Source organism: Nocardioides jiangxiensis (genome assembly GCF_030580915.1).
In the GTDB taxonomy this organism is placed as follows: Bacteria; Actinomycetota; Actinomycetes; order Propionibacteriales; family Nocardioidaceae; genus Nocardioides; species Nocardioides jiangxiensis.
Map to the genome: position 1 here is coordinate 342,586 of NZ_JAUQTA010000001.1, position 18,990 is coordinate 361,575.

16 protein-coding genes are annotated in these 18,990 nt (G+C 70.4%); 12 read left to right on the forward strand and 4 right to left on the reverse strand.

The genetic code is table 11. The features are described 5' to 3' along the window. Nucleotides 1-81: 81 nt before the first annotated feature. Entirely contained in the window at nt 82-777 is a 696-nt protein-coding gene (locus Q5722_RS01740) for a TetR/AcrR family transcriptional regulator (RefSeq protein WP_305026487.1), read from the reverse strand. A gap of 121 nt (nt 778-898) precedes the next feature. Here Q5722_RS01740 and Q5722_RS01745 point away from each other — a divergent pair, with 121 nt between their 5' ends. The 12 genes from Q5722_RS01745 to icmF all read left to right on the forward strand — a co-directional run bounded on the left by Q5722_RS01745 (nt 899) and on the right by icmF (nt 16,202). Continuing rightward, a complete protein-coding gene (locus Q5722_RS01745) occupies nt 899-2,098 on the forward strand; it encodes a lipid-transfer protein (protein WP_305026488.1) in 1,200 nt (399 codons plus the stop codon). A gap of 41 nt (nt 2,099-2,139) precedes the next feature. Beyond that, nucleotides 2,140-2,580 carry a type II toxin-antitoxin system Rv0910 family toxin gene (locus Q5722_RS01750; protein WP_305026489.1) on the forward strand — a complete coding sequence of 147 codons (441 nt, stop codon included), beginning with the start codon at nt 2,140-2,142 and terminating at the stop codon, nt 2,578-2,580. 28 nt (nt 2,581-2,608) lie between these two features. After that, on the forward strand, nt 2,609-3,493 hold the full coding sequence (locus Q5722_RS01755) for a MaoC/PaaZ C-terminal domain-containing protein (protein ID WP_305026490.1): 885 nt from the start codon (nt 2,609-2,611) through the stop codon (nt 3,491-3,493). A 38-nt stretch (nt 3,494-3,531) separates the two neighbouring features. Continuing rightward, a complete protein-coding gene (locus Q5722_RS01760; RefSeq protein ID WP_305026491.1) occupies nt 3,532-4,401 on the forward strand; it encodes an SDR family oxidoreductase in 870 nt (289 codons plus the stop codon). Nucleotides 4,402-4,440: 39 nt separating this feature from the next. After that, the gene (locus tag Q5722_RS01765) at nt 4,441-6,651 is read left to right on the forward strand and encodes an acyl-CoA dehydrogenase family protein (RefSeq protein WP_305026492.1); all 2,211 of its coding nucleotides are present in this window, start codon (nt 4,441-4,443) and stop codon (nt 6,649-6,651) included. Continuing rightward, a complete protein-coding gene (locus tag Q5722_RS01770; protein ID WP_439652467.1) occupies nt 6,641-8,431 on the forward strand; it encodes a GMC oxidoreductase in 1,791 nt (596 codons plus the stop codon). Before Q5722_RS01765 ends, Q5722_RS01770 begins: the two co-directional genes overlap by 11 nt. Nucleotides 8,432-8,450: 19 nt before the next feature. Continuing rightward, nucleotides 8,451-9,254 (forward strand): alpha/beta fold hydrolase, encoded by an 804-nt coding sequence (locus Q5722_RS01775; protein WP_305026494.1) that lies wholly within the window; start codon nt 8,451-8,453, stop codon nt 9,252-9,254. A gap of 57 nt (nt 9,255-9,311) precedes the next feature. Further along, on the forward strand, nt 9,312-10,457 hold the full coding sequence (locus tag Q5722_RS01780) for an acyl-CoA dehydrogenase family protein (RefSeq protein ID WP_305026495.1): 1,146 nt from the start codon (nt 9,312-9,314) through the stop codon (nt 10,455-10,457). Between the two features lie 168 nt (nt 10,458-10,625). After that, the gene (mqo, locus tag Q5722_RS01785; RefSeq protein ID WP_305026496.1) at nt 10,626-12,122 is read left to right on the forward strand and encodes a malate dehydrogenase (quinone); all 1,497 of its coding nucleotides are present in this window, start codon (nt 10,626-10,628) and stop codon (nt 12,120-12,122) included. A gap of 74 nt (nt 12,123-12,196) precedes the next feature. Beyond that, nucleotides 12,197-12,502 carry an MGMT family protein gene (locus Q5722_RS01790; protein WP_305026497.1) on the forward strand — a complete coding sequence of 102 codons (306 nt, stop codon included), beginning with the start codon at nt 12,197-12,199 and terminating at the stop codon, nt 12,500-12,502. 9 nt (nt 12,503-12,511) lie between these two features. After that, on the forward strand, nt 12,512-13,012 hold the full coding sequence (locus Q5722_RS01795) for a MarR family winged helix-turn-helix transcriptional regulator (protein ID WP_305026498.1): 501 nt from the start codon (nt 12,512-12,514) through the stop codon (nt 13,010-13,012). A 76-nt stretch (nt 13,013-13,088) separates the two neighbouring features. Continuing rightward, on the forward strand, nt 13,089-16,202 hold the full coding sequence (icmF, locus tag Q5722_RS01800) for a fused isobutyryl-CoA mutase/GTPase IcmF (RefSeq protein WP_305026499.1): 3,114 nt from the start codon (nt 13,089-13,091) through the stop codon (nt 16,200-16,202). Between the two features lie 3 nt (nt 16,203-16,205). Here icmF and Q5722_RS01805 read toward each other — a convergent pair whose 3' ends face one another. From Q5722_RS01805 to Q5722_RS01815, 3 genes are read right to left on the reverse strand one after another with little or no spacing between them, the layout of a single operon-like run. Then, on the reverse strand, nt 16,206-17,084 hold the full coding sequence (locus Q5722_RS01805; protein WP_305026500.1) for a DUF3592 domain-containing protein: 879 nt from the start codon (nt 17,082-17,084) through the stop codon (nt 16,206-16,208). Between the two features lie 2 nt (nt 17,085-17,086). Continuing rightward, on the reverse strand, nt 17,087-17,593 hold the full coding sequence (locus Q5722_RS01810; RefSeq protein ID WP_305026501.1) for a hypothetical protein: 507 nt from the start codon (nt 17,591-17,593) through the stop codon (nt 17,087-17,089). A gap of 17 nt (nt 17,594-17,610) precedes the next feature. Then, the gene (locus Q5722_RS01815; protein ID WP_305026502.1) at nt 17,611-18,798 is read right to left on the reverse strand and encodes a WXG100 family type VII secretion target; all 1,188 of its coding nucleotides are present in this window, start codon (nt 18,796-18,798) and stop codon (nt 17,611-17,613) included. Nucleotides 18,799-18,990 lie beyond the last annotated feature (192 nt).

The following is an 18,990-nucleotide window of genomic DNA, read 5'->3' on the forward strand; positions in this document are numbered from 1 at the left end:
ACACCCGTCGGATGAGGGGATACTTACATGGACAGCGTGTCCAGCATAGATGTCGGCGCCGGGTTTCTCGGCGCCCCGGCGTCAGAGGGAGACGGGCGCATCCAGGTCGAGACCGACGCCCGCGACGCTCGCCGCTCCGAGGATCACGCCGCACGACGCCTCGGTGAGGAACTGGATCAGCTCCTTCTTCGTACTGCGCGCACGGCCGGCGACGAGCCACCGGTTCACGACACTGTCCGTCACGCCGGTCAGCGCGAAGGCGAGGTTCTCCGCCGACCCCCGACTCACCTTCGCCGACGGGTCCAGATGCCGCAGCAGGACGATGACGAGGTCGGCCACGTTCTGGGCGAACGCCGCCTTGCCTCCGGCGATCGACGGCGACCCGGGCGTGGGTCGCGTGGTCGAGCCCGTACCGATGAAGCGGTGCAGGTTCGTGTGTGCGGTGACCCAGTCGACGTACGTCTTCGCGGCGACGCGGACCATCTCCCGCAGCGTGCCACGCGGGACCAGGAGCGGGGCCAGCGTCGCCGTCGCCTCCTCGATGATCCGGATCCGGATCTGCTCGTCGAGGTCCTCGCGGTCACGGAAGAGCTTGTAGACGACCGAGCGCGGGATGCCGGCCTCCGCAGCGATGGCCGCCACGCCGACGTCGGCCCCCTCGCGGTCGATCAGCGACACGGCGGCCGCCAGCAGGCGCTCGCGGCGCTCCTGGCGATGGTCCTCCCAACGCCGATCGCGACCGTCGACCGACGCCGCTGCGTCCACAACCTGGCTCATGCGGAAAACCCTAGCCGGAGTCCTTGACTGGACATCATGTCCAACCTAGTTTTTACCTCGGACACCGTGTCTCAGACAGGGCGCCGTTGGCGACCCCTCCATCTACGAAGGACTGCATCGCATGGGCAACAAGGTCTACGTCGTCGGCGTCGGCATGACGAAGTTCGAGAAGCCGGGTGCCAAGGACTGGGACTACCCGGACATGGCCCGCGAGGCCGGCACCAAGGCGCTCGAGGACGCCGGCATCGCCTACGACGCGATCCAGCAGGTCCACGTCGGCTACGTCTACGGCGACTCCACCTCCGGCCAGCGCGCGGTCTACGAGCTCGGCAAGACCGGTGTCCCGATCACGAACGTCAACAACAACTGCTCGACCGGGTCCACGGCGCTGTACCTCGCCGCGCAGGCGATCCGCGGCGGCCTCTACGACTGCACCCTCGCGCTGGGCTTCGAGAAGATGCAGCCGGGCTCGCTCACGTCGCACTTCGACGACCGCACCAACCCGATGCTCGACCACCTGATGGCGCTCGCCGAGCTCCAGGAGTTCTCGCTGCCGGCCGCTCCGTTCATGTTCGGTGCCGCGGGCCGCGAGCACATGGAGCGCTACGGCACGACGCTGGAGCACTTCGCCAAGATCGGGTTCAAGAACCACAAGCACTCGGTCAACAACCCCTACGCGCAGTTCCAGACCGAGTACACCCTGGAGCAGATCCAGGACGCTCCGATGATCTACTCGCCGCTCACCAAGCTGCAGTGCTCCCCCACCTCCGACGGCTCCGGCGCGGTGGTCCTCGCCAGCGAGGCGTTCGTCGACAGGCACGGGCTCGGCGACCAGGCCGTCGAGATGATCGGCCAGGCGATGGTGACCGACATGGAGTCGACCTTCACCGACAACTCCGCGCAGTCGCTCGTCGGCAAGGAGATGTCGCGTGAGGCGGCACGCCAGGTCTACGAGCAGGGCGGGTTCGGCCCGGAGGACGTGTCCGTCATCGAGCTGCACGACTGCTTCTCGGCCAACGAGCTGATCACCTACGAGGCGCTCGGCCTCTGCGCCGATGGCGAGGCCGGCAAGCTCATCGACAACGACGACACGACGTACGGCGGCCGCTGGGTCGTCAACCCGTCCGGCGGCCTGATCTCCAAGGGCCACCCCCTCGGCGCCACCGGCCTGGCCCAGTGCTCCGAGCTGACCTGGCAGCTGCGCGGCACCGCCGACAAGCGCCAGGTCGAGCGCGCAGCACAGCAGGGCGGCATCGCGCTGCAGCACAACATCGGCCTGGGCGGCGCCGTCGTCGTCTCGGCGTACCGCCGCGCCCACTGACCTTCTCCCACCCACCCGCACCACCCCACCAAGGAGCCACCATGGCCAGCGTTTCCGTCACCCAGTCCCTTCCCGTCGGCCCGGACGCCGCGTTCGCGGCGCTCGCCGACCTCAGCAACTTCGAGAACTGGCTCAAGATCCACCAGAGCTGGAAGTCCGCCCTCCCGTCGGTCGACGAGATCGCCGTCGGCACGCAGATGACCGAGGTCGTCTCCGTGATGGGCATGGCCAACAAGATCGAGTGGACCGTCGTCGAGGCCAACGCCCCGACGTCCATGGCCATCGAGGGCACCGGCATGGCCGGCGTGAAGATCAAGTTCACCCTCTCCGTCGCCCCGACCGAGGCCGGCTCCGACGCCACGATCGACGCCGAGTTCAACGGCACGATGGTGGTCGGCCCGATCGGCAAGGCGATCGCCAAGAACACCGAGGCCGACCTGACCGCGTCGCTGGCGAAGCTCGCCGAGCTCGTCGCCGCCTGAGCAACCCGAGCGAAAGGCGTACTCCGCGATGAGCACCGAGACCATCAAGGCCACCAGGCCCGTCACCTTCAACGACGACGGCATCGGCGAGTGGACCGAGGACGTCGTCTTCGAGGTCACCAGCGAGCGCATCGCGGAGTACGCCGCCGCGACGAACGACCCGATCGCGGCGCACCGCAACGGCGAGATCGCCTCACCGGTCTTCGCGGTCGTGCCGACCTTCTTCTCGATGGCGCCGGCCGCCCTCGAGGTCGCGCCGGTCGAGCTGCTGATGAAGCTCGTGCACGGTGAGCAGGACTTCCACTTCCACGCGCCGATCCGGCCCGGTGACGTGCTCACCTGCCGCGCCCGCGCCACCGGCTACGCCGCACTGAGCACCGGCTCCACGGTCGTGGTGAAGGCCGAGACCCGCAACCAGGAGGGCGTCCTGGTCAACGAGCAGTTCATCACCGCGTTCTTCCGGGGCGTCGACGCCGGCGGCACCGTCGGCGAGCTGGCACCCGGTCACGCCCTCGACGAGGCAGTCACGACCGGCGCCCCGGCTGCCGAGGTGACCGCGCACGTCGACGAGGACCAGACCTTCCGCTACTCCCCCGCGTCCGGCGACCCGATGCCGATCCATCTCGACGAGGAGATCGCGATCATGTCCGGGCTGCCGGGCATCATCAACCACGGACTGTGCACGATGGCCTTCACCTCGTGGGCCGCGCTGGAGTCCTTCGCCGACGGCGACGTCACGCGCCTGAGGCGCTTCGCCGTCCGCTTCGCCAAGCCGGTCCTGCCCGGCCAGGACATCACCACCCGCTTCTGGGACCTGCCGGCTACCCCCGACGGCGACCGCGCCGTCGGCTTCGAGACCTCGGTCGGCGACGACCTCGTCATCCGCGACGGCCTCGCCGTCTTCACCCACTGACCCCACGACATCCGAGACAGCTGAAAGGCACCACCCTGATGGGAACCCTCGACGGACGTATCGCCATCGTCACCGGCGCGGGCCGCGGCATCGGCCGTGAGCACGCGCTCCTCCTCGCCCGCGAAGGCGCCAAGGTCGTGGTCAACGACCTCGGCGGGGCCAACGACGGCTCAGGCTCGGACGCCGGTCCTGCCCAGGAGGTGGTGGAGGAGATCCTCGCCGCCGGCGGCGACGCCGTCGCCAACACCGACGACGTCTCGAGCTGGGCCGGCGCGGAGAACCTGGTGAAGCAGGCGATCACCGTCTTCGGCGGCCTGGACATCCTCGTCAACAACGCCGGCATCCTGCGCGACGCCTTCATCCCCAACATGGAGGAGCACCAGTGGGACGCCGTCCTGGCGGTCGTGCTCAAGGGCACGGCGGCTCCGATCCACCACGCCGCGGCGTACTGGAAGGAGCAGTCGAAGGCGGGCCGCACCGTCGAGGCCTCGATCATCAACACCGCATCGGCGTCGGGCACCTTCATGCCGAACGCCGGTCAGGCCAACTACGGGGCGGCCAAGGCCGCGGTCGCGGCGCTCACCCTGGTCGCCGCCGACGAGCTCGAGCGCTACGGCGTCCGCGCCAACGTGATCGCCCCGATCGCCCGCACGCGGCTCACGCTGGCCACGCCGGGCATGGGCGCGATGTTCGCCCAGGAGGTGGAGGAGGGCGAGTTCGACGCCTTCGCCCCGTCGAACATCTCCCCGATCGTCGCCCGCCTGGCGGCCGCCGACTGCAAGCTCACCGGCAAGTTCTTCGGCGTCCAGGGTGGCGCGATCCAGGAGTTCCAGGGCTGGCACGAGGTGAGCTGCATCGAGTCCGAGGGGCCCTGGCAGATCGCCGACCTCGCCGACCGCCTCGGCTGAGCCCCACCCACCCGCGCCACCCTCAGGAGAGACCACCACATGGCCCGCCAGAACTACGAGCTCGGACTCGGCATCATCGAGGAGCACGTCGACCTCGCAGCCGCCGTCGCCGACCTCGCGGAGAGCGCCTTCTCCGCCGATGCGATCCGCACGATCGTCGACGCGAAGGCGACCGAGAAGTTCCCGCCGTTCTGGAAGTCGCTGGTCGACTACGACCTGCTCGGCCTGCACGTCTCCGAGGTGCACGGTGGCGCGGGTGGCGGGCTCACCACCCTCGCCGTGGCACTCGAGGCACTCGGCCGGCACGCCGTGCCCGGCGCGTTCGTGCCCACCGTGCTCGCGTCCGCGCTGATCGAGGCGGCGGGCGGCGCGCCGACCTCCCTGCTCCCCGGGCTCGTCGACGGCACCACGACGGCTGCTGTGGCTCCGGAGGGCGTGACGCCGCCGACCGCCACGGTCTCCGCTGACGGACTCACCGTCAGCGGGTCGTGGGACGGCGTGGCCGCCGGCGACATCGCCGACCTGCTGGTCCTCCCCGTGGCCGTCGACGGCGACATCCGCTGGGTCGTCGTGCCCGCCGACGAGCTCGACGTCACGAAGCAGGACAGCGTCGACGTCCTGCGCGGCGCAGCGCGGGTCACGGCGACCGGGCTGGTCGTGGCGGCGGACCGGGTCCTCGACGGCCTGACGGCCGACCGTGCGCGCTCGATCGCCGCGGTCGTCATCGGTGCCGAGCTGACCGGCGTGATCGCCTGGTCCGTCGCCGCCGCCTCGGAGTACGCCAAGATCCGCGTGCAGTTCGGCCGCCCCATCGGCCTCTTCCAGGGGATCAAGCACAAGTGCGCCTGGATGGGCATCGCGCTGGAGCAGGCCCGAGCGGCCGTCTGGGACGCAGCCACCGCGATCGACAAGGGCGACCAGACCGCGGACTTCGCCGGCAAGGTCGCTGCCGCCCTCGTGCCCGAGCTGGCCGTGAAGGTCACCCAGGACTGCATCCAGGCCCACGGCGGCATCGGGTTCACCTGGGAGCACGACGCCCACCTGTACTACCGCCGCGCCCTCGCGACCCGCGCGACGCTGGGCAGCCAGGAGGTCCGCGCGCTGCGCGTCGCCGACGACTTCATCGCCGGTCGGGCCCGCGCCCTCGAGATCGAGCTGCCTGCCGAGGCCGAGGCCATCCGCGCGCAGGTCCGCGCCGAGCTCGACGCGATCCGGGCCATCGCGGACGAGGACGAGCGCCTCGCCGCGCTGGGTGACGGCGGCTGGGTGCTCCCGTACTTCCCCAGGCCCTACGGCCGCGCGGCCGGTCCGCTCGAGCAGGTCGTCATCGCCCAGGAGATCAAGGCCGCCGGCGTGCAGGTGCCCAACCTGCTGATGGGGATCTGGGCGCTCGCCTCGATCGTCGGCTACGGCTCCGACGAGCTCAAGGAGGAGTTCGGCCTGCCGACGCTGCGCGGCGACATCATGTGGTGCCAGCTCTTCTCCGAGCCGGGCTCGGGCTCCGACCTCGCCTCGCTGCAGACGAAGGCGACCAGGGTCGAGGGCGGCTGGCGGATCAACGGCCAGAAGATCTGGACCTCGATGGCCCAGTTCGCCGACTGGGGCATCCTCATCGCCCGCTCCAACCCGACGGCGCCGAAGCACGAGGGCATCACCTACTTCCTCCTCGACATGACGAAGGAGGGCGTCGACGTCCGGCCGCTCCGCGAGATGACCGGTTCGGCCCTCTTCAACGAGGTCTTCTTCGACGACGTCTTCATCGAGGACAGGTACGTCGTCGGCCAGGTCGACGACGGCTGGAAGGTCACCCGCACCGCGCTGGCCTCCGAGCGGGTCGCGCTCTCCGGCAAGATGGAGGCGTACGCCAACGACCGCGACCTGCTGCGCTTCACCAGGGGCCGCGAGCTCTCTGCCGTCAGCCGCGCGAAGATCGGTGAGCTCGTCGCCGAGTCGCAGGCGATCGACGTGATGAGCAACCGGATCGTGCTCAAGCAGCTGCTCGGTGCCGACAGCGGCACGACCGCCTCGGTCAACAAGCTGCTCGCGATGAGCATCAGCCAGAAGATCGCGGAGTTCATCACCGCCGGGCTGGATGTGGCCGGCGCCTTCTCCGTGCCGGGCGAGCGCACCGACCACGCCCTCGAGCAGCTGCTCGGCGGCCGGGCCACCACCATCTACGGCGGCACGACGGAGGTGCAGCTGAACCTGATCGGCGAGCGCATGCTCGGCCTCCCGCGTGATGCGCAGTGAGCGGAGCAGGGCGAGCTTGCTCGCACCTGCGGAGCGAGCAAGCAGCGGTCACGGAGTGACCGCCCGCCGAGCCCACGGCGTGACGCACTACGACGTCCTCGTCATCGGCTCCGGCTTCGGTGGCTCGGTCAGCGCGCTGCGCCTGACCGAGAAGGGGTACCGGGTCGGCGTCCTCGAGGCGGGCGCGCGGTTCGCCGACGACGACTTCGCCAGCACCAGCTGGGACGTGAAGCGCTACCTCTTCGCCCCGGTGGCCGGCTGCTACGGGATCATGCGGATCGAGATGGTCCGCGACTGCATGATCGCGGCAGGTGCCGGCGTGGGCGGCGGGTCGCTGGTCTACGCGAACACGCTCTACGAGCCGCTCGACCCGTTCTACGAGGACCCGGCCTGGGCCGGGATCACCGACTGGAAGGCCGAGCTCGCGCCGTACTACGACCAAGCGAAGCGGATGCTCGGCGTGACGACGTATCCCGGGTTCACCCCCGCAGACGGGCTGATGAAACAGGTCGCCGAGGAGATGGGGGTCGGCGACACCTTCCACCCCACCCCCGTCGGTGTCCTGTTCGGCGAGGCTGCCGGGGAGACCGTCGCGGACCCGTTCTTCGGCGGAGCCGGGCCGACGCGGAGGACCTGCACCGACTGCGGGGAGTGCATGACCGGGTGCCGCCACGGCGCCAAGAACACCCTGGTCAAGAACTACCTGCACCTCGCCGAACGCAACGGTGCCGTCGTGCACCCGCTCACCACCGTGACGCGTGTCCGCCCGCGCACCGGAGGCGGCTACGAAGTGACCGCGCGCTGGACCAAGGCGAAGCTGTCCCGCAGGTCCGCGACGCGGACGTTCACCGCCGACCAGGTCGTCTTCTCGGCTGCGTCGCTCGGCACGCAGAAGCTGCTCCACGCGCTCCGGGCCGACGGCGACCTACCCCACGTCTCGGACCGCCTCGGCGTCCTCACCCGGACCAACTCCGAGGCGATCCTCGGAGCCCTGGCACCCGACCGCAGCGTCGACTACTCGCAGGGCGTGGCGATCACCTCGTCGTTCCACCCCGATGCGGTGACCCACGTCGAGCCGGTCCGCTACGGGCACGGCAGCAACTTCATCTCGCTCATGCAGACCGCCCTGGTCCCCGGTGGTCCGGGCGTCAAGCGACGCTGGGCGAAGGAGTACCTCAAGCTGCTCCCGCAGGCGCACCGCCTCTACGACGTGAAGCACTGGTCGGAGAAGGCCGTCATCGCGTTCGTCATGCAGGCGACCGACAACTCGATCACGGTCTTCCCGAAGCGGGTGCCGTGGGGCTGGATGCTCAGCTCGCGGCAGGGCCACGGCGCGCCCAACCCCACCTGGCTTCCCGAGGCGCACGACGTCGTACGCCGGATGGCGCGGCTGCTGAGCCGTGACGGGCGCGAGGGCCTCGCCGGCGGCAACATCGGCGAGCCGTTCGGGCGGCCCTTCACCGCGCACTTCATCGGCGGCTGCACGATCGGCGACAGCCCGGAGACCGGCGTCATCGACCCCTGGCAGCGCATGTACGGCCACGACGGCCTGCACGTCGTGGACGGGTCCGCGATCAGCGCCAACCTCGGCGTGAACCCCTCGCTGACCATCACCGCCCAGGCCGAGCGCGCGATGGCGTTCTGGCCCAACAAGGGCGAGGCGGACCCGCGGCCCGCGCTCGGAGCGGCGTATCGGCGGATCGCGCCGGTCCCGCCCCGTCGTCCTGCGGTGCCGCCGTCGGCACCCGCCGCCCTCCGCCTGCCGATCGTCGGCGTGTGAACGCCCGGAAGGAGCCCGCGTGCTGACCCACGAGATCCACGGGAGCGGTGATCCGCTCGTGCTCGTCCACGGGCTCACCCACCGCCGGCAGGCGTGGTACCCGGTCCTCGAGCACCTCACGGACCACCGGACCGTGGTGCTGCTGGACCTGCCCGGACACGGCAACTCCCCCGACCTGGTCGTGCGCGACGGGGACGTGCAGGGCGCGATCCGCGACGAGCTGCAGGAGACGCTGGACGCACTGGGGCTCGACCGGCCGCACATCGCGGGCAACTCGCTCGGCGGGCGGATCGCGCTGGAGGCAGCCGCCGACGGCATCGTCCGCAGCGCCACGACGCTCTCCCCTGCCGCGTTCTGGTGGGGCGCGCCGGACTTCGTGTACATCCGCTCGGTCTTCACCTGGCTGACGACGAGCGCGCGCCTGATGACGCCGGTGATCCCCACACTGGCCCGGTCTCCGCGCGCACGGCGAATCATGGGCACGATGGTCTCGGAGCGCAGCGACCTGATCCCGCCTGCGGAGTTCGTCGCGGACCTCGACGGGATGCGGCGCGCCATCCCCGCGATGAAGAAGATCTTCCCCGCGGCGGAGCCGTTCAGCGGCCGCATCCCGCTCGACGTCCCGGTCACGATCGCCTGGGGCGAGCGCGACAAGATCCTGCTCACCTACCAGGCCGCGATCGCGCGACGCCGCCTGCCGCACGCACGCCACCTCTGGCTCGAGGGGTGCGGTCACGTGCCGATGGCCGACGACCCGGCCCAGGTCGCCCGGGTGCTGCTCGAGGGCAGCGCGCCGGTCCGCTCGGGCGCGGCGACGGCCTGACCACCCACCGGGCACACCATGTACCCCTGCTGGGTTAGCGATCGTTAACATGGCGCCATGGACCGCAACATCTTCGAGCCCGAGCACGACGACTTCCGCAAGAGCGTCCGCGCCTACGTCGAGCGTCAGGTCGTCCCGGCGTACCCCGACTGGGAGAAGGCCGGCATCGTGCCCAAGTCGCTCTTCACCGACCTCGCCGAGCTCGGCCTCACCGCTGCGGTCCCCGAGGAGTTCGGCGGCGCCGGCATCCACGACTTCCGCTACAACGCGATCTTCATCGAGGAGGGCGCGTACGCCGGCGTCGGCCCGGCCCTCCTCGGCCCGACGCTCCACTCCGACATCTGCCTGCCCTACCTGCTCGAGCTGACCACCGACGAGCAGAAGGCGCGCTGGCTGCCGAAGGTCGCCACCGGCGAGTCGATCGTCGCCATCGCGATGACCGAGCCCGGCACCGGCTCCGACCTCTCCGGTATCCGCACCAAGGCGGTCCGCGACGGCGACGACTACGTCATCAACGGCGCGAAGACGTTCATCACCAACGGCCAGAACGCCGACCTCGTCATCCTCGCGTGCCGCACCGGCGAGCACCCGCACAAGGGCATCTCGCTGATCGTGGTCGAGGAGGGCACCCCGGGCTTCTCCCGCGGCCGCAACCTGGAGAAGGTCGGCATGCACGCGCAGGACACCTCGGAGCTGATCTTCGAGGACTGCCGCGTCCCGGCCGCGAACCTGCTCGGCAACGAGGGTGAGGGCTTCTTCGGCCTCACCAACAACCTGCCCCAGGAGCGCCTCAACATCGCCATCGGCGCCATCGCCGGCGCCCGGGCCGCGCTGGAGTGGACCAAGCAGTACGTCCGCGACCGCAAGGCCTTCGGCAAGCCGATCGGCTCGCTGCAGACGATCAGCCACCGCCTCGCCCTGCTCGAGACCGAGGTCGAGATCACCCAGACCTACATCGACCGCTGCATCGTCGAGCACAACGCCGGCGGCCTCTCCGTCGCGGACGCCGCCAAGGCGAAGCTGTGGTCCACCGAGGTCCAGGGCCGCGTCGTCGACGCCTGCGTCCAGCTGCACGGCGGCTACGGGTACATGCTCGAGTACCCCATCGCCCGGGCCTACATCGACAACCGGGTGCAGCGCATCTACGGAGGCACCTCCGAGATCATGACCGAGATCATCGGCCGCAGCCTGAACCTGGCCTGACCTCGCTGCACGGCCCCGCGCGCCGGTCATCCTCACGGGTGGCCGGCGCGTTCTGCCTCACCCGTGAGACGACCCGACCGGGGTGGCCATGTGACTTTCCTCAAAAGGGCGTCCCGAAATGTGCCGTCAACTTCGTGAATCCATTCACATGACGCCAGAATGAACCCCGTGACCGAGACCAACCAGTCGCAGCAGACCACGACCGACGTCCTCCTCATCGGCGGCGGCATCATGAGCGCCACCCTCGCCACGATGATCGCCGAGCTGGAGCCGTCCTGGAGCATCCGCGTCCTCGAGCGCCTCGACCGCCCGGCGCGCGAGTCGACCGGCCCGTGGAACAACGCCGGCACGGGCCACGCCGCCCTGTGCGAGCTCAACTACACCCCGCAGGCCGAGGACGGCAGCGTCGACATCTCGAAGGCCATCGTGGTCAACGAGCAGTTCGCGCTCTCGCGCCAGCTGTGGGCGTTCCTCGTCGAGAACGGTCGCCTGCCGTCGCCGGACGCGTTCATCCACGCGACTCCGCACATGAGCTTCGTCTGGGGCGAGGAGAACGTCGCCTACCTGCGTGAGCGCCACCGCCTGCTCTCCGAGCACCCGCTCTTCGAGGGCATGCTCTACACCGAGGACCCCGAGCAGATCCGCGCGTGGGCCCCGCTGCTCCTCGAGGGCCGCACCGACGACGAGCCGATCGCCGCGACGTACGCCGTCCAGGGCACCGACGTGGACTTCGGCGCCCTCACCGAGCTGCTGCTCGACAGCGTCGCCGAGCGCGGCCTCACCGTCGACTTCAACGCCGACGTGAAGTCCGTGAAGCGCGACAAGGACGGCCTGTGGGTCGTCAAGGGCAAGCAGGACGGCACGAAGTTCGAGCACCGCGCGAAGTTCGTCTTCGTCGGCGCGGGCGGCCGGGCCCTCACGCTGCTGCAGAAGTCCCGCATCCCGGAGATCAAGGGCTTCGGCGGCTTCCCCGTCAGCGGCGAGTTCCTCCGTACGGACAACCCCGAGATCGTCGCGCGCCACCATGCCAAGGTCTACGGCAAGGCTGCCGTCGGCGCCCCGCCGATGTCGGTGCCGCACCTCGACACCCGCGTGGTGAACGGCAAGACCAGCCTGATGTTCGGCCCGTACGCCGGCTTCTCGCCGCGCTACCTCAAGCACGGCTCGCTGCTCGACATGTTCAAGTCGCTGCGCTGGCACAACCTGATCCCGATGATCCGCTCGGGCCTGGCCAACATCCCGCTGACGATCTACCTGATCACGCAGCTGATCTCGCGCCCGAAGACGAAGTTCAAGGACCTCCTCGACTTCTTCCCCGACGCCGAGATGAAGGACTGGCAGAAGATCATCGCCGGCCAGCGCGTCCAGGTGATCCGCCCCAATGGCGTGCTGCAGTTCGGCACCGAGGTCATCACGCACGCCGACGGCTCGATCGCCGGCCTGCTCGGCGCCTCCCCCGGCGCCTCGACCGCGGCCCCGATCATGTTCGAGGTGCTCGAGCGCTGCTTCCCGGCCCAGTGGGACGGCTGGCAGCCGAAGCTGACCGAGATGGTCCCGAGCCACGGGCACAAGCTCTCCACCGAGCCGGGCCTCGCCCGCGAGGTGCAGAAGCGGACGGCCGAGGTCCTGGGCCTCGACGTCCCGGACGTCTCCGACGTCGCCTGACCCACCTGCCCGGAGGCCCGCCACGATCCGTCGTGGCGGGCCTCCGGCATTTCGCCATGACGTAGGTTGGCTCCGTGAACGACGACTTCACCGAGGACGTGCTGCGGCTGGTCGAGGAGATCCCTCCGGGCCGTGTCCTCACCTACGGCACGATCGCGCGCCTCCTCGGCCACGGCGGTCCGCGCGGCGTGGGTGGCGTCATGAAGCGGGACGGCGACGGGGTCGCCTGGTGGCGCGTCGTACGTGCCGACGGCACGCTGCCGGCACACCTGGTGATCGATGCACAGGAGCACTGGCACCTCGAGGGCACTCCCCTGCGCCGCGGCGTCGTCGACGTGGCTGCGGCTCTGTGGAGCCCGGACCAGGACGACCCCCGCTAACCTGTCGCCATGGCAGCGCCGAAGGACCCGATCCACGAGGCCCACGCCCAGTGGCTCCGTCACGGGTGGGAGGACGCCGCCGACGGCATGGCCATGGTGACGTCGCTGACCCGCGTGCAGCAGCTCTTCCTGGAGCGCATCGACGCCACGCTGAAGCCGTTCGGGCTGACCTTCGCCCGCTTCGAGGTGATCCGGCTGATCTCCTTCACCCGGTCCGGGTCGATGACGATGTCGCGCCTCGGCTCGTTGCTGCAGGTCCACGCGACGACCGTGACCAGCGCCGTCGAGCGTCTGGTCCAGCAGGGCTACGTCGAGCGGCACCGGTCCAAGGAGGACCGCCGCGTCATCCACGCCTCACTGACGCCAGAGGGGTCGCGCGTCGTCGACGAGGCGACGGCGGCGCTCAACGCCGCTGTCTTCGCCCGGCCGGGCCTCGCGCCTGCCGACACCGCGCAGCTGCTCGGCGTGCTCACCGAGCTCCGCGGCGCGCTGGGCGACCTGCCCGTCTGATCGTCTCGACGGGATTCCTCGGATGTCCTAGTATCCTGATACTAGGACATCCAACCACCTTCGTTCGGGAGCTCCTGTGCCTGCTCTGCACGTGCCCACCCACCCGGTACGCCTCGTCACCGCGTCCAGCCTGTTCGACGGCCACGACGCCTCGATCAACATCATGCGGCGGATCCTCCAGTCACAGGGCTGCGAGGTCATCCACCTGGGCCACAACCGCTCCGTGCAGGAGGTCGTCGAGGCCGCTCTCGAGGAGGACGTGCAGGGCGTCGCGGTCTCGTCGTACCAGGGCGGGCACGTGGAGTACTTCGAGTACCTCGTGGAGTCGCTCCGCGCCGCGGGCGCGGGGCACGTGCGGGTGGTCGGGGGCGGCGGTGGCGTCATCGTGCCGGCCGAGATCGCCAGGCTGCGCGAGTCGGGCGTCACGATCTTCTCCCCCGAGGACGGTCAGCGGCTCGGCCTCGCCGGCATGGTCAACACGGTCGTCGAGCAGTGCGACCACGACCTCTGGGCGCTGGCGCCCGCTGCGCTCGACGGCGTCCTCACGGGCGACCGGCCCGCGGTCGCACGCGCCCTGACCGGCGCCGAGTCCGGCCGCCTGCCCTCCGACCTGTTCGACCACCTCCGCACCGCAGCCGCCGCGCGCACCGTGCCGGTCCTCGGCATCACCGGCACCGGTGGGTCCGGCAAGTCCAGCCTCACCGACGAGCTGGTACGCCGCTTCCGCACCGACCTCGGCGACAAGCTGCGCATCGCGGTGGTCGCCGTCGACCCCACCCGCCGCCGCGGCGGCGGGGCCCTGCTCGGCGACCGGATCCGCGCCAACGCCATCACCGGCGACGAGGTCTTCTTCCGCTCGCTCGCCACGCGCGGCGCCCACGAGGTGCCCGAGCACCTCGACGACGTGATCACCGTGCTCAAGGCGGCCGGCTTCGACCTCGTGATCGTCGAGACGCCGGGCATCGGACAGGGCGATGCGGCGATCGTCCCCTTCGTCGACCACGCCCTCTACGTCATGACGCCCGAGTTCGGCGCCGCGTCGCAGCTGGAGAAGATCGACATGCTCGACTTCGCCGACACCGTGGCCATCAACAAGTTCGAGCGCCGCGGCGGGGCCGATGCGATGCGTGACGTCGCGCGGCAGCTGGTGCGCAACCGCGAGGCGTTCGGTTCCTCACCCAGCGACATGCCGGTCTTCGGCACGAGCGCGGCGACGTTCAACGACGACGGCGTGACCGCGCTCTACCAGCACCTGCGCGACGCGCTCGTGGCGCTGGGCCTGCCCGCCGGCGAGGGCGTCCTGCCCCGGGTGGACGTGCGTCACTCGACCGGCCTGCACCAGGTGGTGCCCGCGGACCGCACCCGCTACCTCGCCGAGATCACCGACACCGTGCGCCGCTACCACGCCGCCACCGAGGAGCTGGCCGAGCTGGCAGCCGACCACCAGGCGATCGAGCGGGTCCGCGCTCTCGGGTCGCGCGCCGTGCGCGCGGGCAAGGGCACCCGGCCGCTCCCCCCGGAGATCGCGGAGGCGATCCAGGGCTGGCCGGCCGTCCGCGATCACGAGGCCACACAGACCCGCGAGTCGCTGTCGGGACTGCAGGTACCCCGCGTGGCCGTCCCCCGCGGCACCGACCACGGCGAGCTGGTCCGCTACCTCCGCCGGGAGAACCTGCCCGGCCGCTTCCCGTTCACCGCCGGCGTCTTCCCCTACAAGCGCGACGACGAGGACCCGGCGCGCATGTTCGCGGGCGAGGGCGACCCCTTCCGCACCAACCGTCGCTTCAAGCTGCTCTCCGAGGGGCAGCCCGCGACCCGGCTCTCGACGGCGTTCGACTCCGTCACGCTGTACGGCCGCGACCCGGACGAGCGGCCCGACGTCTTCGGCAAGGTCGGCACGTCGGGTGTCTCCGTGGCGACGCTGGAGGACATGAAGGCGCTCTACGACGGCTTCGACCTCGCCTCCCCCACGACCAGCGTCAGCATGACGATCAACGGCCCGGCGCCGACGATCCTGGCCTTCTTCCTCAACACGGTCATCGACCAGGCGATCGCCGAAGGACGCGACCCCGAGCAGGCGCTGCGCACGGTCCGGGGCACCGTGCAGGCCGACATCCTCAAGGAGGACCAGGGGCAGAACACCTGCCTCTTCTCCACCGAGTTCAGCCTGCGCTGCATGGCCGACGTGCAGGAGTGGTTCATCGAGCACGGTGTGCGGAACTTCTACTCCGTCTCCATCTCCGGCTACCACATCGCCGAGGCCGGGGCGAACCCCCTGACCCAGCTCGCGTTCACCCTGGCCAACGGCTTCACCTACGTCGAGGCCTACCTCGCACGCGGCATGAAGATCGACGACTTCGCGCCCAACCTGTCGTTCTTCTTCTCCAACGGCATGGACCCGGAGTACTCCGTCCTGGGCCGCGTCGCCCGCCGGATCTGGGCGATCGCGATGAAGGAGAAGTACGGCGCGAACGAGCGCTCGCAGAAGCTGAAGTACCACGTCCAGACGTCCGGCCGGAGCCTGCACGCACAGGAGATGGCGTTCAACGACATCCGCACGACGCTCCAGGCGCTCTGCGCGATCTACGACAACGCGAACTCCCTGCACACCAACGCCTACGACGAGGCGGTCACCACGCCCACCTCGGAGTCGGTACGCCGCGCACTCGCCATCCAGCTCGTCATCAACCGCGAGTGGGGCCTGGCGATGAACGAGAACCCGCTCCAGGGCTCCTACGTCATCGACGAGCTCACCGACCTCGTGGAGGCGGCGGTGCTCGCCGAGCTGGACCGCATCTCCGAGCGCGGTGGTGTGCTCGGCGCGATGGAGACGGGCTACCAGCGGGGCCGGATCCAGGACGAGTCGATGCTCTACGAGCAGCGCAAGCACGACGGCTCGCTGCCGATCGTCGGCGTCAACACCTTCCGCAACCCCGCCGGTGAGCCCGAGCACGAGGTCGAGCTCGCCCGGGCCACCAGCGAGGAGAAGCAGTCGCAGCTGCGGCGCGTGAGCGCCTTCCGCGACGCCCACCGCTCCGAGTCCGCGGCGGCGCTGGCCCGCCTGAAGCACGCCGCCACCTCGGGCGAGAACGTCTTCGCGGTCCTGATGGACGCCGCGCGGGTCTGCACGCTGCAGCAGGTCACCGAGGCGTTCTTCGAGGTCGGCGGGGAGTACCGCCGGACCGTCTGAGGATCAGCTGCTGCGCGGTCGCACCTGGTCGGTCCACCCCGAACCGTCGTGCCAGCGCTCGTGCGTGCCGTCGGCTGTGGGGTACCACCCCGCGGCAACGACGTCGGGCGCCACGACGGAAGGAGCGGTCACGCCCGCGGAAGAGGCGGCCCCCGTGGGCGCCATCGCGCCGGCGAGGCCCGACCCGATGCTGCCGCCGCCACGCAGCACGCGCAGGAAGTCCGCCTTCGCCCGCGACGCGAGGTCGTCGGCGCCAGGGGTGGGCGGGTTCGCCCTGACCATCCGGCCACCGGAGCGCCACAGCTTCCAGCCGAAGTAGATGCTGCCGGCCCGCAGGGCGACCAGGACGAGTCCGATCAGGGAGAACAGCAGTCCGACGCCGAGGAAGACCCAGCCGACGATGCCGAAGACGGAGACCCCGATGCGGTTCTGGCTGGGGTCGGCGGAGTCGTAGCGGACCTCGATCCGGTCGCCGACCTCGCGCTTGCACAGGCCCGACGAGGAACCCTCGGACATCGCCCGGTAGCTCGACCCGCCGACCTCGAACGTCGCGGTGGCGCTGCAGGTGCGGTCGGAGTCGGGAGCGCTGACCTGCGTGATCCTGCCTGTCGCCGTGGCATCGACGTCGACGCCGCGGGTCATCACGATCGGCCCGAGGACGACGAAGACGAGACCCAGCCCCAGGAAGACGAGCGCACCGAGGATGCCGGGCCGTGACCGGCGTCCGAAGGGGTTCTCCAGCCCGACGAGCCCGTCGGCGATCAGCACGCCGCCGATCACCTGCCGCACGCGGCCCGCGACGTACGGATCCGTCGACTCGTGCTTCTCTACCTCGGCCCTTGCCTGGGCGACCAGCTCGGAGGCCTTGCTGCGGATCGACATGCTCACTCGCCTTCCGGCGCCTGCGGGAGGCGCTCCTGGTCCAGCCGGACCGCGCTGATGTACGACGCGAACTCGGGCCGTACGGTGGGGAACTGCTCGGCGGTGCAGGTGACCGTGTGGACGACGATCGCCTGCTCGTCGGGCTTGTCCGTCGCGAAGGACATGATCACCTGGATCGCCTTCAGCGGGTCCGGCGTGCCCGGAAGGACGCAGTCGAGCAGCTGCATCAGGCCGGTGATGCCCTCGGCGCCGAAGGGCTTCCGCTCGACGACGCTGACCGTGACGCCATCGGCACGGAACGCCTCGAGCGCCTCGTCGGCGAGAGCCTCGGCCGGGAGGTCGGCCGGACGCACCGCACCACCGACCGTGAGGGTGGGGGTGTACTCCCCCTCCGGCACCCAGCGCAGGGCGACGAACTCCGCGCTCGTCACGCCCACCGACTCCGGCGTCACCGCCTGCCAGTACCTGCTCGGCTCCTCGAGCGTGAGGGGCACCGGAATCGTGTTCACCTTGTTCTCCATCCAGATCACCAGTTCCAGGGGGCGTACTTGGAGTCGGCCACGGCATCGATCGCATCGCCACCGGCATCGAGCACGGCATCGCCGGCGTCGCTGACGGCGTCGACGACGGCACCCGGGTCGACCGTCACGTCGAAGTCAACCTTGCCGCCCAGCCCGAGTGCGGCACCGAACTCGCCACCGATGTGGAACTTCCCGTCGGGGCCCTTGCCGACCGTGACGTCAGCCTCCACGCCGGCACCGGCCCAGCCCTCGACACCTCCGGTGCCTCCCACACCGGCGACCGACGCGCTGATGTCGGCGCGGGCCCGGGCGCCGGCGAACGCGTCGACACCCGCATGCAGGCCGTCCTTGCCGAGGGAGGCCTCGCCCGACACCGTGGCCTCGACCGACGCCTCGGCCGAGCCGCCGACCTCGGCGACGCCTAGCTGGGCCTTGCCGGACGCCTTCGCCCCGACCGCCACGACGCCGGCACTGCCGCCGACGGCGAGACCCTCCTCGGTGATCCCGGCGTGGTAGTCAGCCTTGGCTTCGCCGACGTGGTACTCGGCCTTGCCCTCGTAGGAGACGTCGCCCGCCTTGCCACTGCCCTCGGCCTCGCCACCCGCGATCTCCGCGGACGCCTCGCCCTCGTGCAGCTTCACGTCGAGACCGGGCTTGCCCTTCTCCGTGTAGCCGTCCTTGGTCTGCGTGCGGTCGTCGGCGCGGTGCTGGGGGTCGTCGCCGTCGTTGTCGAAGTCGTGGCCGTACTGACCGTCCTTGTGCTTTCCCTTGAAGCCCTCGCGCACCGTGTCGTCGGCCTGGTCCGGATCCTCGTACGGCTCGTCGTCGTCCTCGTCGGGATCGGCCGGCTCGCCCGGACCGGAGGGGTTGCTCCCTGGCGGCACGGCACCGGGAGGGAGCACGCTGCCGGGCCCACCCGGGACGATGCCGCTCGCCTTCTCCTGCTGCGCGATCTGCTCGACGGCGTCGCTCGACATCTGCTCGAGCTGCTGCGCGCACTGCTGCAGCGTCAGCTTGTGCTGGCCCGTCCACGCGTCGGAGAAGTCGAGCGTGTCCTGACCTTCCCACGCCTGCGTGGCCTGGGTGATCAGGCGCTGGACGGTCTCGTTGACCATCGTGAGCTGGTGGCTGTTCTGCCGGAGCTGCTCCGCGACCTTCCTGATCCGCTCCGGGTCCATGCCCACGAACGCCATCGCCGCCGCCTTCCTCGCCAGGACCGGCCCCGAGCCGGTCTTCCCCCGAAAACTAGGTGGCAGGCCTGCGTGCGTCGATGGGGAGAAGTACCCGCCGAGCCAGGTGCCAGCGGCACCGTACCGCAGACCAGTTGTGCGATACAGGGGTCAGTCGCAGGTGTCGCACGTGCCGGCCCGCCGACGGTAGGCAGC

What these genes read in the sequence shown, in the direction of transcription:
- Q5722_RS01780 (WP_305026495.1), top strand. Translation starts at nt 9,312, where the DNA reads ATGGACCGCAACATCTTCGAGCCCGAGCACGACGACTTCCGCAAGAGC.
- Q5722_RS01765 (WP_305026492.1), top strand. Translation starts at nt 4,441, where the DNA reads ATGGCCCGCCAGAACTACGAGCTCGGACTCGGCATCATCGAGGAGCAC.
- Q5722_RS01805 (WP_305026500.1), bottom strand. Translation starts at nt 17,084, where the DNA reads ATGTCGATCCGCAGCAAGGCCTCCGAGCTGGTCGCCCAGGCAAGGGCC.
- Q5722_RS01760 (WP_305026491.1), top strand. Translation starts at nt 3,532, where the DNA reads ATGGGAACCCTCGACGGACGTATCGCCATCGTCACCGGCGCGGGCCGC.
- Q5722_RS01740 (WP_305026487.1), bottom strand. Translation starts at nt 777, where the DNA reads ATGAGCCAGGTTGTGGACGCAGCGGCGTCGGTCGACGGTCGCGATCGG.
- Q5722_RS01745 (WP_305026488.1), top strand. Translation starts at nt 899, where the DNA reads ATGGGCAACAAGGTCTACGTCGTCGGCGTCGGCATGACGAAGTTCGAG.
- Q5722_RS01755 (WP_305026490.1), top strand. Translation starts at nt 2,609, where the DNA reads ATGAGCACCGAGACCATCAAGGCCACCAGGCCCGTCACCTTCAACGAC.
- Q5722_RS01750 (WP_305026489.1), top strand. Translation starts at nt 2,140, where the DNA reads ATGGCCAGCGTTTCCGTCACCCAGTCCCTTCCCGTCGGCCCGGACGCC.
- Q5722_RS01770 (WP_439652467.1), top strand. Translation starts at nt 6,641, where the DNA reads ATGCGCAGTGAGCGGAGCAGGGCGAGCTTGCTCGCACCTGCGGAGCGA.
- Q5722_RS01795 (WP_305026498.1), top strand. Translation starts at nt 12,512, where the DNA reads ATGGCAGCGCCGAAGGACCCGATCCACGAGGCCCACGCCCAGTGGCTC.
- Q5722_RS01815 (WP_305026502.1), bottom strand. Translation starts at nt 18,798, where the DNA reads ATGGCGTTCGTGGGCATGGACCCGGAGCGGATCAGGAAGGTCGCGGAG.